The sequence below is a fragment of the Sporosarcina sp. FSL K6-3457 genome (genome assembly GCF_038007285.1).
Taxonomy (GTDB): domain Bacteria; phylum Bacillota; class Bacilli; order Bacillales_A; family Planococcaceae; genus Sporosarcina.
The window spans coordinates 919534-934732 of record NZ_JBBOWX010000001.1 but is presented as its reverse complement, the minus strand read 5'-3'; the positions used below and the strand labels follow the sequence as shown (position 1 = coordinate 934732).

General features: G+C 40.7%; 13 protein-coding genes. All 13 read right to left on the bottom strand.

Translation table 11 applies throughout. The features are described 5' to 3' along the window. Window positions 1-157 precede the first annotated feature (157 nt). The 13 genes from uvrA to N1I80_RS04485 all read right to left on the bottom strand — a co-directional run bounded on the left by uvrA (window position 158) and on the right by N1I80_RS04485 (window position 15199). Entirely contained in the window at window positions 158-3031 is a 2874-nt protein-coding gene (gene uvrA / locus N1I80_RS04545; RefSeq protein ID WP_340736752.1) for an excinuclease ABC subunit UvrA, read from the bottom strand. 6 nt (window positions 3032-3037) lie between these two features. Then, window positions 3038-5020 (bottom strand): excinuclease ABC subunit UvrB, encoded by a 1983-nt coding sequence (uvrB, locus tag N1I80_RS04540; RefSeq protein WP_340739961.1) that lies wholly within the window; start codon window positions 5018-5020, stop codon window positions 3038-3040. Between the two features lie 140 nt (window positions 5021-5160). Beyond that, window positions 5161-5397, bottom strand: coding sequence for an IDEAL domain-containing protein (locus N1I80_RS04535; protein ID WP_340736751.1), 237 nt, complete (start codon window positions 5395-5397; stop codon window positions 5161-5163). A gap of 114 nt (window positions 5398-5511) precedes the next feature. Beyond that, entirely contained in the window at window positions 5512-5823 is a 312-nt protein-coding gene (locus tag N1I80_RS04530; RefSeq protein ID WP_340736750.1) for a hypothetical protein, read from the bottom strand. Between the two features lie 4 nt (window positions 5824-5827). Beyond that, a complete protein-coding gene (locus N1I80_RS04525) occupies window positions 5828-6694 on the bottom strand; it encodes a hypothetical protein (RefSeq protein WP_340736749.1) in 867 nt (288 codons plus the stop codon). Window positions 6695-6702: 8 nt separating this feature from the next. Further along, entirely contained in the window at window positions 6703-6990 is a 288-nt protein-coding gene (locus tag N1I80_RS04520) for a hypothetical protein (protein WP_340736748.1), read from the bottom strand. A gap of 3 nt (window positions 6991-6993) precedes the next feature. Continuing rightward, window positions 6994-8445: a VWA domain-containing protein gene (locus tag N1I80_RS04515; RefSeq protein ID WP_340736747.1), complete on the bottom strand. Its 1452-nt coding sequence runs from the start codon at window positions 8443-8445 to the stop codon at window positions 6994-6996. 138 nt (window positions 8446-8583) lie between these two features. After that, window positions 8584-10026 (bottom strand): hypothetical protein, encoded by a 1443-nt coding sequence (locus N1I80_RS04510; protein WP_340736746.1) that lies wholly within the window; start codon window positions 10024-10026, stop codon window positions 8584-8586. A gap of 159 nt (window positions 10027-10185) precedes the next feature. Then, window positions 10186-11583, bottom strand: coding sequence for a vWA domain-containing protein (locus N1I80_RS04505; RefSeq protein ID WP_340736745.1), 1398 nt, complete (start codon window positions 11581-11583; stop codon window positions 10186-10188). Window positions 11584-11952: 369 nt separating this feature from the next. Continuing rightward, window positions 11953-12153, bottom strand: coding sequence for a hypothetical protein (locus N1I80_RS04500; protein ID WP_340736744.1), 201 nt, complete (start codon window positions 12151-12153; stop codon window positions 11953-11955). Between the two features lie 20 nt (window positions 12154-12173). Beyond that, on the bottom strand, window positions 12174-13604 hold the full coding sequence (locus tag N1I80_RS04495; protein ID WP_340736743.1) for a vWA domain-containing protein: 1431 nt from the start codon (window positions 13602-13604) through the stop codon (window positions 12174-12176). 35 nt (window positions 13605-13639) lie between these two features. Then, window positions 13640-14329: a hypothetical protein gene (locus N1I80_RS04490; protein WP_340736742.1), complete on the bottom strand. Its 690-nt coding sequence runs from the start codon at window positions 14327-14329 to the stop codon at window positions 13640-13642. After that, the gene (locus N1I80_RS04485; RefSeq protein WP_340736741.1) at window positions 14330-15199 is read right to left on the bottom strand and encodes a hypothetical protein; all 870 of its coding nucleotides are present in this window, start codon (window positions 15197-15199) and stop codon (window positions 14330-14332) included.

The window sequence follows — 15199 nt, the reverse complement described above, 5'->3', positions numbered from 1 at the left end:
AACTTGAGTTAGGCCTCCCGCGAATGTCACAAATTTTGAAGGGATTAAGGAAGGCAGTCTAAGTACGCGACGTCCTGTCGCAATGACTGCATACCCGCATCCTGCTGGCACAATTCAAAATTTGGACTCAATTACGCCAAGGCGTAATTGAGTAACATCATTCACTTATACTTTCGGCGGCTTCAATTGCTGTTGCCATGCGCTTACGGTCTCGTTCAAGAATTGGTTTTAAATAATAACCCGTATACGACTTGTCGTTCTCTGCTACTTTTTCAGGTGTGCCCGTTGCAATAATTTGTCCACCTTTGTCACCGCCCTCAGGTCCAAGGTCGATAATATGGTCAACGGTCTTAATGACGTCTAGATTATGTTCAATCACAAGGACTGTATTGCCCGAATCGACAAGTCTTTGCAGGACAATCAAAAGCTTGGAAATATCGTGTACATGCAAGCCCGTTGTCGGTTCATCGAGAATATAAAATGATTTACCATTCGAGCGTTTATGTAGCTCAGAAGCTAATTTCACACGTTGCGCTTCTCCACCCGATAAAGTTGTTGCGGGCTGCCCTAATTGGATATAGCCGAGCCCCACGTCAACGATGGTTTGTAGTTTCCGACTGATTTTAGGGATATTTTCAAAAAAGACGAGTGCATCTTCAACCGTCATTCCTAACACTTCAGATATGTTTTTGCCTTTATAATGCACTTCTAATGTTTCACGATTGTAGCGCTTGCCGTGACATACTTCACAAGGTACATAAACATCCGGTAAGAAATGCATTTCAATTTTAATAATGCCATCTCCGCGACAGGCTTCACAGCGTCCACCTTTGACGTTGAAGCTAAAACGTCCTTTTTTATAGCCCCGTACTTTTGCTTCATTAGTTGAAGCATAGACATCACGTACATCGTCAAACATGCTCGTATACGTTGCCGGATTCGATCTCGGTGTACGCCCGATTGGTGATTGGTCAATTTCAATAACCTTTTCTAGTTCTTCAATACCTATGACAGATTTATATTCACCTGGTTTCTGTTTAGAACGGTTCAATTTCTGAGCCAGAACTTTGTAAAGGACTTCATTAATAAGCGTGCTTTTACCTGACCCTGATACACCCGTAACTGCGATGAACTGCCCGAGCGGGATATCGACATTGACATTTTTTAAATTGTTCTCTGAAGCACCTTTAATGGAGATTTTTCGGCCATCTGCTTTCCGTCGTTCCACGGGTAGTGGAATGTATTTCTTGCCGCTTAAATATTGACCTGTTAACGATTTCGGGTCATTCATCACCTTATCTGGTGTGCCAGCTGACACGATTTCTCCACCTGCAACACCAGCCCCCGGTCCGATATCAATCAAATAATCAGCTGCCATCATTGTATCTTCATCATGCTCCACGACAATTAGCGTATTACCAATATCCCGCATGCTTTTCAATGTACCAATGAGTCGATCATTATCTCGTTGATGTAAGCCGATTGATGGTTCATCTAAAATATAGAGGACACCCGTGAGCCGCGAGCCGATTTGTGTGGCCAATCGAATTCGCTGTGCTTCACCACCCGACAATGTGCCTGATGCTCTTGATAATGTTAAATAATCGAGTCCAACATTAATAAGAAAACCAAGTCGCTCATCAATTTCACGTAAAATCAGCTTGGCAATTTGAGCATCTTTTTCGGACAACTGAAGGTTTTTGAAAAACTGATCCGCTTCGATAATCGATAATTCGGTGACCTTACCGATATGGACACCAGCTACTTTCACTGCAAGCGTTTCTTCCTTCAAACGATAGCCCGCACACGTCGGACAAGGACGCTGCGCCATATATTTCTCCATTTGCTCACGAATATAATCAGAAGACGTTTCTTTAAAGCGCCGTTCAATATTCGCTAAAACCCCTTCGAAATAAATATTGCTATCTCGCGTACCACCAAATTCGTTCGTATAACGAAAGCGAATTTTCTCATCTTGTGAGCCCTTTAATAGCTTGTCCAACTCATCCTCTGGCAATTCACTAACGGGTACATCCATCGAAATACCAAAATGATCAGCAACTGTTTTTAAAAGTTCTGGATAGTATTGTGAGCTAGTTGGTTCCCATGGCGCTATCGCATGCTCACGCAGCGACCGAGACCAATCCGGGATAATCAAATCTGGATCCACTTCCTGCTTCGACCCCAAACCATCACAATCCTGACAGGCACCGAATGGACTGTTAAAGGAAAACATTCGCGGCTCCAGTTCGCCTATTGAAAATCCACATAACGGACAAGCATGATGCTCACTAAATAACAGCTCTTCTCCGTCGATAACATCGATAAGAACAGTACCTTCCGCCAGACGTAACGCAGATTCAAGGGAGTCACTTAAACGCGCTGCAACATCTTCCTTCATCACAATACGGTCAATGACCACTTCGATGTTATGCTTTTTGTTTTTATTTAACTCAATATTGTCATCTAAGTCGATAATTTCACCATTTACTCGGATACGTACATATCCTTGCTTTTTAATATCCTCAATTAATTTCACATGGGTCCCTTTGCGGCCTGAAACGATAGGTGCCAGCACTTGAATACGGGAACGTTCTGGCAATTCCAACAGGCGATCGACCATTTGCTGAATCGTCTGGGATGAAATTTCCGTACCGTGGATTGGACAAATCGGCTTTCCTATACGCGCATATAGCAGACGCAAATAATCATAAATTTCTGTGACAGTCCCCACTGTCGAGCGTGGGTTACGACTAGTTGTTTTCTGGTCGATAGAAATGGCCGGAGATAGTCCTTCAATGACATCAACATCTGGCTTATCCATTTGCCCTAAAAACTGACGCGCATATGCTGACAATGATTCCACATATCTCCGCTGTCCCTCAGCATAAATGGTGTCAAATGCAAGAGAGGATTTCCCTGACCCTGACAAACCTGTCATCACGACGAGTTGGTCACGCGGAATGGTGACATCAATATTTTTTAGATTATGTGCTCTGGCACCTTGTATGACGATTTCATTATTTTTCATAAGCCCTCACCCTTCAACCTTAAGTTCCAAAATCGTATCCCTAAGTTCCGCAGCACGTTCGAAATCAAGCGCTTTTGCCGCTTCTTTCATCTCTTTTTCCAGCGTAGAGATTAGCGTTGTCTTCTCGTCCTTTGTCAGTTTCTTCCCTTTTGTCACCTTGTCAAAGTAAGAAACGACCTCTTCAGCTACTTGCGTTGCACGAATAACCTCACGAATTTCTTTTTTGATCGTCGTCGGTGTTACGCCATGTTTTTCATTGTAAGCCTGTTGAATAGCTCGACGTCGATCAGTTTCATCAATCGCCTTTGTCATCGAATCCGTCATGCGATCTGCGTACATGATGACATGACCATTGGAATTACGCGCCGCCCGACCAATTGTCTGGATCAAGGCGCGCTCAGAACGTAGGAATCCTTCTTTATCCGCATCCAAAATCGTCACAAGTGACACTTCTGGAATATCAATCCCTTCTCTCAGCAAGTTAATGCCGACAAGGACATCATAGGTGCCCATACGCAATTCGCGAATGATTTCGATACGTTCTAATGTCTTGATTTCAGAATGGAGATACTGTACTTTTATACCAATATCCTTCAAATAGTCGGTCAAATCTTCCGACATCTTCTTCGTCAACGTTGTAATAAGAACACGCTCATTTTTCTTCGTTCTTGCATTTATTTCATCGATTAAGTCATCAATTTGCCCTTCAATCGGACGAACGTCAATCGTCGGGTCAAGAAGCCCTGTCGGACGGATGATTTGCTCAATCATTTCGGGTGTATGCTCAATTTCATAAGGTCCTGGGGTTGCTGAAACGTAAATCGCTTCTTTGACATGCCCCTCGAACTCTGTAAATGTCAGCGGTCGATTATCAAGCGCTGAAGGCAAGCGAAAACCATGTTCAACAAGGACATTTTTTCGCGCTTGGTCACCATTAAACATACCCCTAATTTGCGGTAATGACACATGACTTTCATCGACTACAATTAGAAAATCGTCCGGGAAATAGTCAAGCAAGGTATACGGTGTGGCGCCGGCTGGACGCAATGTCAAGTGACGTGAATAGTTTTCAATACCTGAACAGAAGCCCATTTCTCGCATCATTTCGAGATCATAGCGCGTTCGTTGTTCGAGGCGCTGCGCTTCTAACAGTTTGTCGTTGCCACGTAATTCCTTTAACCGTTGTTCTAGTTCTGCTTCAATATTGTCAATGGCCTGGACCATTTTTTCTTCGCGTGTGACGAAGTGAGATGCTGGGAATATCGCGATGTGATCACGTTCTCCAAGAATTTCGCCTGTTAGTGCGTCCACTTCACGAATTCGATCGATTTCATCACCAAAAAATTCAATGCGCATACAGTGTTCGTCGCGAGAGGCGGGGAAGATTTCCACTACATCACCTCTGACACGGAAGGTCCCACGCGTAAAGCTAATATCATTCCTTTCATATTGAATGTCGACAAATTTACGCAATAATTCGTTGCGTCCAATTTCCATCCCTGTACGCAGTGAAACAACGAGTTCACGATATTCCTCAGGTGAACCAAGGCCATAAATACAAGAAACAGATGCCACAATTAAGACGTCATTACGTTCAAATAACGCAGATGTGGCAGAGTGCCGAAGCTTATCAATTTCATCATTGATGCTGGCATCTTTCTCAATAAATGTGTCCGTATGCGGCACATACGCTTCTGGTTGGTAGTAATCATAATAACTGACGAAGTATTCAACAGCATTGTCCGGAAAAAACTCTTTGAATTCACTATATAATTGGCCCGCTAACGTTTTGTTATGAGCAATGACGAGGGTCGGTTTATTAATTTCCTTCACGACATTGGATACTGTGAAGGTTTTTCCTGTTCCTGTCGCACCGAGTAGCGTTTGGTGTTTTTCGCCTTTGTCAAGTCCTTCTAATAATTTTGCGATTGCATACGGCTGATCGCCTTGTGGTGTATATGGGGCTTGCAAGTTAAATTTTCGAACCATAATGGTCATGCCCTCCCATTGAAGAATTACTTTTACTTTAGCACATTTTCTCATTTTATACGAATAAAAACGAACGTACGTTTTTTCAAACACAATAAAAAACGCCACATGTACAATTCCATGCGGCGTTCTCATTTTTTTCAATTTACTTCTTCTAATTTTAGGAGGCTTTCCGTATGTCGAAGAAATGCCTGTTCGTCACGACAATCCAGCGACAAGTCAATCAGTCCCATGAGCCGTTCCTTTGTTTGTTGTCGGTGAATATGGTTTAGGAATAGGTCCATGTAAATGTCATTCAATAGTTTTTCCGATTGGAGTGTAGAACTATTTTTTCCAACAGCTTTCAAAAACTCTGCATATGAATAATTATTTTCCATCTCACTCACCCCGATGCCTTTTATTTATTATATCTATTTTATGGGGTAAGTTGCAAGGGTTTTGGGAATATTCTATTTTTATTTCTAAAGGTGCCTGTCACTCAAACAATTTCGTTAGTTCAAACAAACACGTTTGTTTGAGTGATAGGCACCCCCGAATAACTTCTCCCCATCTGTCTCTTCCTCCAACATGACGAACTTAATGAAAGGCAACTGACCAATCGTTAAAAAAATCAACATGAACACCCCGTTAGCCACATCGCCAATGAGACCTGGATATTCCGCAAACCGCGTTAGCATATAGATATAATTGACAATCAACGCATGTAAAAAGAGCAGGGGAAAATAGACGAGCAGGGAGAGAGAAAACACCTTGCCGAATCGTTGTGTGTACAGATGATAGGAATTTACTAGGACATCCTTCATTTAGCTATCTCCCCCCTTTTCGGGGATTTCTAATCTTAGGAACGATGATTTCTTTAAAATAGGATTCACCATCTTTACATCCCTTCTCCATAAATGATTGCTTTATTCTAGTTTTGTCTATCATAATTTTATTACCGTGACGATCCGTTTCGAAATTATTTTTCGACTTTTTTAATTGTCTATCTATCGAACGATGGGATAATTTCATCAATTCCCTAATTTTCAACTTTGCATATAGGTTTAATTTAACAGGATTTTCTTTTAGTAGAACCATTACCGCTTCATAATGGGGCTTAAGGGCGGTTTCCCTTATCGCGTATTCATACATCACTGCACTATATTTATACGCTTCATCTTCTAGTTCATCTAAAAACGCTTGATCAAAATATCCTTTCTCATTCGTCACCGATAACTGCGCTTGACCAAGATCTTGAATACCATCCTTTAGTATTCTTTCAATCCCCAACGTTTTTTCGGTGGCTTCCAATATCTGTTGGATAGAAGATTCAATTCTTGAATCAGCATCGATAAGATTCTGTCTATATTTTGTTAAATACTTGATGGTTTCTTTGAAGTGAGTAGTATCTTTGTATGCTTGAGGGATTATCACAGTAATAGTGGCATCTATAATACTGTTATAATTTATTAATTTGAAGGCTGGCTCTTTAGCTTCCTCAAAAGGTAACACAGATCCATCTTGTCTCAACATTAAATAGCCGGTAATTCCTTTAAACCGTTGATCATATAACGTCAGAAAATAATAGTTATTCCCATCATAATAAGCAAAGGGCCACATCTTCCACTTTTCAAATAAACCTTTATGCTTCTTGATGTTTTCCACATGTCTTGGTGTTGGTTTCAAGTTAATCATCTTGCACCTCATTTAAAAATTGATGTGATCTTGCCCCATGTTTTCTTCGCTCCATCCGCTATCGCCTTCTCTTTTTTCTTGAGATCGGAAACAATTTCCTTACGGTTTCGAATAAGTTTATGAACCGAACTGGCAAGAACTAACACTCCATCTACAACCACCATACCGGCAGCAATTGGTTGTCCTCCTGGAATAAGTGCAACAAATGCTGCGGTGGCATTCTTAAGTTTATTTACATTGTCATACGTATCCTTATTTAACAAAAATACCTGTACAACATAATCGTTCACAGACATTTTTCAAAAAAGCTGCCCATTTTCCTTCTTCAATTCATTCATTCTAGTGATATAGTCATCTATCTTCTGTTGAATTCGGTCGGATTCATCAGTGACAAGTTTCCTTTTTTCCTCCCTCAAATCACTTATGATGGCTAAGTACTGTTCAGCGTGCTGTTCTATCCTATTGATCAATTCTTCTTCTACATTTTCATCAATCATTTCTTTTTTAGCGAGCAAACTTGCCGCCCCCAAAAGACGGCGTTTTTCTACTCCAACTACAGATTTAGCCACTTGCGCGTAATCTGAAGCCTCTGACTGTGCCATCGTAAGTGGCCATCCCCCAAGATTAGCCGAGGCATACTGAAGCGATACAATATCCATACCCGATGGTAGCCATATCTTTGTAATTTGAGACGTCATTTCATCAAGCGTATCGGCGGCGATATACGTTCCGTTTCCTGCTTCAGCTACTGCTTTTAGTTGCGATTCCGCCTGCTGATCCACTTGGAATCCAATGATATTTACGTGACGCTCAGGATTTCCGTCTGCAAACGCAAGTGCTTCCGCTACAGGATCACCGTCGCATGTTTCCGCCCCATCACTGACAATATAGACGGTAATATCGTCCAAAGTCGATTGATGATCTTCGCGAACCTGCTTGATTGCCCCCGCTAAAGGTGTCCATCCTTTCGCCAAGACCGCGTTGACTGCATCGTTAAATTCCGATTGATCATACTCTCCTAACGGATACACTTCATCAATCGTACCGCATGATAATTCTTTATCCGCCCGATTCTGTGTCCCGGCATGGCCGTAAACATAAAGCGATACAGCACTTTCAATTCCCATTGTTGACGCAAAACTTCTTACCGCACTTTTGGCTGTATCCATCTTTAATCTACCATTCGCATTCAATAACATACTCGAACTAGCATCTAGCAGTATGATTGCTTTTGATGGGGCGGCTTCCTGTTCCCCAGATTCCGTCTCTTCATATGGTTCAGGAAGAAGTGGTTCATCGAAATTTGGATGATAATTCAAAAGCCTTCCGACAGCATATTCATATTGCGGACTTCCCAAATAGTAAAGAAGCGAACTGAAAATGATGTCGGGATCACTTACTTCTGACGTCAACACTTCCATTTCTTCGAGGAACTGGCTCACAATATCATCAGGTACTGTCCTCCCCACCCACATCGATGTTTCCCTTTCTATAGAAAAATCTTGCGTCAATATCCCCGTTGGAATCTCCGCTAATTCTTCTGCGGTTTTCGCCTCTTTCACCTTTTCCAATTCACGGACGATAATAGAGGCTACCGACGGCTCTTCTATTTGTTCTTCTATTTGCTCCTCTATCTGATTTCCCTCAATCTGCGTTTCATCAGCCAAAACTTTTTCAGTTTCCATTTCTTCATTCTTGGTACATCCCGCCAATAAAACAGCGAGTGCTGCTAGAACTATGTAGTGCTTCATCAATCTGAACCTCCCTAATTACTTTTAGTTACACTCCCTTACACCCACAAGTGTTTTACCGAATTCACCTGATAATTGCTGATGGTCTGGTGCACATGTATAGCTTCCACTTGCTAGCTCCAGGATGTTCACAGACATTTACCAAATAACATTTCCTTTTTCCTTATGCAATTTTTCCATTCTATCAATATAGTCGGCTATTTTCTGTTCGATTCGGTCGACTTCATCATCAACAATTTGACTTTTTTCATTCTTCAAATCATCAATGATTGCCCAGTACTGTTCTTTATGTTGCTCTATCCTTGTGAATAATTCCTCTTTTACATTTTCATCAATCATTTCTTTTTTAACCAACAATTTTGCCGCTGACCTAAGACGTTGATATTCTACCTTTACTGTATTATCAGCCACACTTGCGTAACCTGAAACCTTTTCATGCGCCCCCAATTTGGGCCACATCCCAATATTAAGCGAAGAATATCTAAGCCCTAAAATGTCCAAACCGGATGGGAGCCATATCTCTGTAATTTGGGACGTCATTTCGTCTAGTGTATTAGCACCGATATACGTTCCGTTTCCTGCTTCAGCCACTGCTTTTAGTTGTGATTCCGCCTGTTGATCCACTTGGAATCCGATGATATTTACGTGGCGTTCGGGATTCCCGTCTGCAAATGCAAGTGCTTCTGCTACCGGATCACCGTCGCATGTTTCCGCACCGTCACTGACAATATAGACGGTAATATCGTCCAATGTCGATTGGTGATCTTCACGAACCTGCTTGATTGCCCCCGCTAAAGGTGTCCATCCTTTTGCCAAAACTGCGGCAACTGCATCATTAAATTTCGATTGATCATACTCGCCCAACGGATAGACTTCATCAATCGTACCGCATGATAACTGCTTATCCGACCGAGCCTGTGTCCCAGCATGGCCGTACACATAAAGCGATATAGCACTCTCATTTCCCATTGTTGCTGCAAAACTTCTTACCGCACTTTTTGCCGTATCCATCTTTAATCTACCATTTGCCTTTAACAACATACTCGAACTGGCATCCAGCAGTATGATTGCTTTCGATGGAACAGCCTCCTGTTCTGTATCTTCCGTTTCCTCATACGGTTCAGGAAGAAGTGGTTCATCGAATTCTGGATAATAATCCAAAAGCCTCCCGATAGCATATTCATATTGTGAATTCCCCAAGTAATGAAGGAACGAGCTGAAAATGATGTCAGGGTCGCTTACTTCTGATGTCAACACCTCCATTTCTTCAAGAAACTGTTCCTTAATCCTCTCAGGCACTTCCGCCCCTCCCCAATGCAGCGCACTTTCACTTTCTATCGAAAAATCTTGCGTCAATATCCCCGGTGGAATCTCCGCCAATTCTTCTGCAGTTTTTGCCACTTTCACCTTTGATAATTCCTGGACGATAATAGAGGCTTCCGACTGTTCTTCTATCTGCTCTTCTATTTGTTCTTCAATCTGCGTTTCATCAACCAAAGCCTCTTTAGTTTCCATTTCTTCATTCTTGGTACATCCCACCAATAAAACAGCGAGTGCTGCTAGAACTATGTAATGCTTCATTAATTCAAACCTCCTGGATACTTCCTTTTCAAATTTAGCTATTCGTTAGCAATCGGCAACGAAAGCCGGCGAATTAAAGGCAAAATCACAAAAACTTAACCGTTGCCAACCTCGTTCATTCCAAAAAAACACCAGATACTTATCTCCAGTTCCCATCTATTAATTGGAGACACTTTCATAATATATTCGATTAATTTCTTTTTTCATCTCATCATAATCACTATAAGATTCCGACATGAGTATTTTATACATATCATCTGCTTTATCAGCCATGTCCCAATAATATTTGTTACGCATATCCATCAATGTTGTTCGTTGTCCTGGGCTAATCTTTTCTCTATAGCTTAACTCAAAGAGCACATCTTGAATTTTGTAAGATTCATACCTATTCATTGATTTCCATGACTGATTATGTTGAACGACTCGATCACGTTCATCAAATTTATCACTAACCAATTTCCCTCTTTCTTCAGTCCACCAATTAAACCATTCTTCAGAACTTTGAAGTGTTTTATCAAATTCACTTTGAAGCTGTTTATGATCTTTTGCATTCGTATAGGTACCGCCTGCCGCTTCTGCTACGTCCTTCAACTGTTGCTGTTCCTTGCTTGCCACATCAAAGCCGATGATATGGACAACTGGTGCAATATTCGCGTCTTTTAAAAGGGCTGCTGCTTTAACTGGATCCCCACCACATGTTTCAACACCGTCACTGACGACATAAATCACATTTTGATTATTTTCCCCTTGATAGGGTTGTAAATCTTTCTGTGCTTCTTCGATTGCACTAGCTAACGGTGTCCAGCCAGCTGGGTTAAAGGCATCAAGTGCCGTCTTTAATTCGTTTTCGCCATACGGCTGGATTGGATAGACAAGTTCATTTGATGCACATGACAACGCTTTGTCTGCCGAAGTGCCCGTGCCCTGATGTCCATACACCCTTAGCCCGACATTTGCTTCTTTGGGTAGCTTTGATACAAACCCTTCAATTGCTTCTTTCGCAAGGTTCATTCGTGTCTTAGAACCAATCTTATTGGCCATGCTTCCACTTGCATCTAGCGCAATTATCACATTATACGAAGCTTTTTCAGGTTGGGTATTTCCCTCACCATCAGGCCCGCTAGTAATTCCATTTGAACTCAGAAGTGTCATGGGATCTTCATATTCCATCTTGAACAGAGAATAAAGAGTTTCCAATAACTTCACTAACTCTTCTTCGGTTGCATCTTCGGGCAAATCAGGAATTTGATTTATGATTGTATCCATATCACCGTCAGCAACATCGCCAGCCTCTGAGGCATATTCCCCTACGGGATACTCAACAACTTCCTGCAACGTCTGAGGAAGCGGTTTTGTTTCCAATATGAACTTTGTTTCTATCTTTTTATTTTCTGTTTCATCTACTACCACATCAACTAGATCAATTGTTTCTTTTGTTTCAATTGGTTCATTCTTCGGTTCACTATGATTTTCTTTTTCTTTTGTCGATTGACAACCTGCTATTATTAGAAATAATACGGCTAATAATGGTATCACTTTTCTTTTTGAATTCAGCATTTCCTCGACCTCATTTCCTCCGCAATGCGAATGCGTAGTAATATTGACCGTATACTTACCTATCTTTACTTCGTATACCATTAAAGTTACTTTCAAACCACTATGTTTAAAATAATAGACACATTTAGCTATTTGGTTCTCGTAACTTAAGAGTTCTATTAACTAGGTATATATCACCGATTACTAACAATGAATAGGTACAAGTTCTAGCGGAGATCCGAATATTCCGACATAACAAGATTCATAAATAAAAAAGGAACTGAGTCATTGAAGACATGTCCCCTTTTTAAATATTTGTATATCCAATCGGATTATCGAAATACTGTTTTTTGAATATGTTGGATTCTGTGTAACGTTACATACCGTTACTTAATTATTTTCCTGCCGGATTTTAGTCAAGTGATTCCTTCTCATTGCTGGTAATGCAAATCCAATCACAAACCCTGCTAGTGGAAACTTGCCCTCTAGGACGAGCCATTCAAACAGCATGACTGGGATGACAAGACCGTAGACAAGGATCATAATAAATAGGTAGGACCTACGCCATTTCTTCTCTTTCGCCAATATCATCCACGCCCCCTCCTTTCTCATTACCACCATTTATTTTTGTCCTGATTATCATTCTTGTTGTCCTTTTTCTCTTCAATACCTTCCGTATTTAATTCAAACTTCTTGTTAATATCTCGAAGCATTTGCCGATAATTTTTATCATTCATCCGCATCAACTGGGCATTGAACTGGTCTAGCATTTCATTTACACTAGTGAAATGTTGCAGCATCCTGCTGGACAAATAATGAAAGGCTTCTTCCCCAATATGATTGTTTTCTTTTAATACATCTAGCGCATAGCTAACATTTTTCATCTGTTCTGCATTGGCGTAACTCCAACTATTTGTAATATAAAGGACTTCCATCATTCTCGCCGAATGAATGTCATTTGCTTTTGCTGCGGCCTCTAGTCGCCATTCCTCCCATTCCGCCGCCATCTCCTGAGTTTTATTCAACTCATATTCTAGCTCTTCTTGACTTTTTACATCGCGATAAGTACCCTTTGCCGCGTTTGCAACATCCATAAGTTGCTTTTGGCCTTCGGAATCCACGTCAAATCCGATTACATGTAGGAGGGGTTCTATATTTGACTCTGCTATTTTCATAGCTGCTGCGACAGGGTCGCCGTCACATGTTTCTATTCCATCACTTACAAGGAATATAATATTTGTATTTTTTTCAGCGGCGTACTCGTCAAAATCCTCCTGCGCTGCTTCCAGCGCTAGGGCAATAGACGTCCAGCCCGTGGGTTCAAACTGTGTCAAGGCACGCGAAAAGTTGGTTTGGTTGTATGGTCCAAGTTCATAGGCTAACTCAGTCGTAGTACATGACATTTCTTTATGGGCTCCAGAGCCGCTTCCTTTGTGGCCATACACGCGAAGCGCAACATTTGCTCCATGCGGAAGTTTCTCCAAAAACTCACTGATGACCTCTTTCGCCACATCCATTTTCGTTTTCCCGTCCATTTCCCCTCTCATACTTCCGCTCGCGTCTAAAATTATTTCCACGTTAAAATAATCCCCATACGGATAGCTAGAATCATCAAATTCAGGTCCACCAAACGATATTTCATCCCAATTGTCTAAAATTTCAGCAGGCGATCGATATTCCTCAGCAAAATAACTGTACAAAACGTTATAATACGATGCCATCTTTTCTTTTTCGACCCCATCATCGAGCTTTGGAAATTGAAAAAGCTCGCTCATAATTGTATATGCATTCGCTTGGAAGTCCATTCCAGAGAAGGCCCCTTGTGGGTATGTAATAATATCATTTATCGTTTCAGGTGCCGGAGTAGCTTCCGCTAGTATAGATTGCGTATCGATTTCAACGACTACTTTTTCATCTTCATTCGTAATGGGTTCCTCAATTTCGCTTGCATGCCTTTGATATTGGCTGGGATCATAAGAACAGGCTGTCATTATGCTAACGGCAAGAATAACTGATACTAATACGCAAAGTTTTCTAAGCATGTGTAAGAAATCCCCCCTAACCCATTCCCAAATAGTTATGTAGTTTCTCTCCACGCTCTAAAAACATAGGTAAGGACGATTGTCTGAAAGGGAAGAATGAATAAAAGCAAAAAGATTTTTGACATCAACATCATGAAGTATACATCCGTAAATTGAAACAGTAACTGAATTAATAGTTGTTCCAAAATAAACTGAAAAACTGTCAAACCTAGGATAACAAGGGGTGCTTTAAAAATGTGTTTCTTGATGAATGACATCGATTTAATTAGTGCTATTTTAAGTGTGTTTTCCTTCCAATCTGCAATAAAATATGGAACAAAATAAAATAAGAACAATATAGCAAGTCCCGGAATGACATAGAATAAACTGCCTACTGTAACCAAAACAGCATAAATACAGGCAAATAAGTAAAATGGTATGATCTTTTCAAGTGTAAAAGACAGAGACTTTCGGAATGTCGACTCCTCCCCATCTGTCTCTTCCTCCAACATGACGAATTTAATGAAAGGCAACTGACCAATCGTTAAAAAAATCAACATGAACAGCCCGTTAGCCACATCGCCAATGAGACCAGGATATTCTGCAAAACGTGTTAGCATATAGATATAATTGACAATCAACGCATGCAAAAAAAGTAGCGGGAAATAGACGAGCAGGGAGAGAGAAAATACCTTGCCAAATCGTTGTGTGTACAGACGATAGGAACTCACAAGAACATCCTTCATTTAACTATCTCCCCCTTTTTCAGGATTTCTAATAATAGGAATGATGAGTTCTTCAAAATAGGCATCGCCATCCCTGTGCCTCTTCTCTATTAATGACTCCTTTATTCTATTTTTGTCTATCATAACTTTTTCACCGTAATAATCCGTTTCAAAAGCACTTTGCGATTTTTTTAATTGTTTATCAATCGAACGATGGGATAATTTCATCAAATCCTTAATTTTTAACTTCGCATATAAGTTTAATTTAACAGATTTTTCTTTAAATAGAGCCGTTACTGCTTCATAATGAGGCTTAAGAGCGGTTTCCCTTATTCCATATTCATACATCACTTCACTATATTTATATGATTCATCTCTTAATTCATCTAAAAGTGCCTGATCGAAATATCCTTTCTCATCCGTTACCGATTTCTGCGCATAACTAATTTCTTTGGCAGCATCCTTTAGTGTTTTTTCAATCCCCAATGTTTTTTCAGTGGCCTCCAATATCTGATGAATAGAAGATTCGATTCTTGGATCAGCATCGATAAGATTCTGTCTATATTTTGTTAAATACTTGATGGTTTCTTTGAAGTGAGAAGTATCTTTGTACGCCTGAGGGATTATCTCACTAATAGTTTGGGCTATAATACTGTTATAATTTATTAATTTGAAGGCTGGCTCTTTAGCTTCCTCAAAAGGTAACACAGATCCATCTTGTCCCAACATTAAATAGCCGGTGATTCCTTTAAAGCGTTGATCATACAGCGTCAGAAAATAATAGTTATTCCCATCATAATAAGCAAAGGGCCACATCTTCCACTTTTCAAATAAACCTTTATGCTTCTTGATGTTTTCCACATGTCTTGGTGTTGGTTTTAAGTTAATCAT

Bases quoted from the DNA above. Each gene is read 5' to 3' on its own strand.
- uvrB (WP_340739961.1), bottom strand. From the start codon at position 5,020: ATGGTTCGAAAATTTAACTTGCAAGCCCCATATACACCACAAGGCGAT.
- N1I80_RS04510 (WP_340736746.1), bottom strand. From the start codon at position 10,026: ATGAAGCATTACATAGTTCTAGCAGCACTCGCTGTTTTATTGGTGGGA.
- N1I80_RS04505 (WP_340736745.1), bottom strand. From the start codon at position 11,583: ATGCTGAATTCAAAAAGAAAAGTGATACCATTATTAGCCGTATTATTT.
- N1I80_RS04485 (WP_340736741.1), bottom strand. From the start codon at position 15,199: ATGATTAACTTAAAACCAACACCAAGACATGTGGAAAACATCAAGAAG.
- N1I80_RS04500 (WP_340736744.1), bottom strand. From the start codon at position 12,153: ATGATATTGGCGAAAGAGAAGAAATGGCGTAGGTCCTACCTATTTATT.
- uvrA (WP_340736752.1), bottom strand. From the start codon at position 3,031: ATGAAAAATAATGAAATCGTCATACAAGGTGCCAGAGCACATAATCTA.
- N1I80_RS04495 (WP_340736743.1), bottom strand. From the start codon at position 13,604: ATGCTTAGAAAACTTTGCGTATTAGTATCAGTTATTCTTGCCGTTAGC.
- N1I80_RS04490 (WP_340736742.1), bottom strand. From the start codon at position 14,329: ATGAAGGATGTTCTTGTGAGTTCCTATCGTCTGTACACACAACGATTT.
- N1I80_RS04520 (WP_340736748.1), bottom strand. From the start codon at position 6,990: ATGTCTGTGAACGATTATGTTGTACAGGTATTTTTGTTAAATAAGGAT.
- N1I80_RS04515 (WP_340736747.1), bottom strand. From the start codon at position 8,445: ATGAAGCACTACATAGTTCTAGCAGCACTCGCTGTTTTATTGGCGGGA.
- N1I80_RS04525 (WP_340736749.1), bottom strand. From the start codon at position 6,694: ATGATTAACTTGAAACCAACACCAAGACATGTGGAAAACATCAAGAAG.
- N1I80_RS04530 (WP_340736750.1), bottom strand. From the start codon at position 5,823: ATGAAGGATGTCCTAGTAAATTCCTATCATCTGTACACACAACGATTC.
- N1I80_RS04535 (WP_340736751.1), bottom strand. From the start codon at position 5,397: ATGGAAAATAATTATTCATATGCAGAGTTTTTGAAAGCTGTTGGAAAA.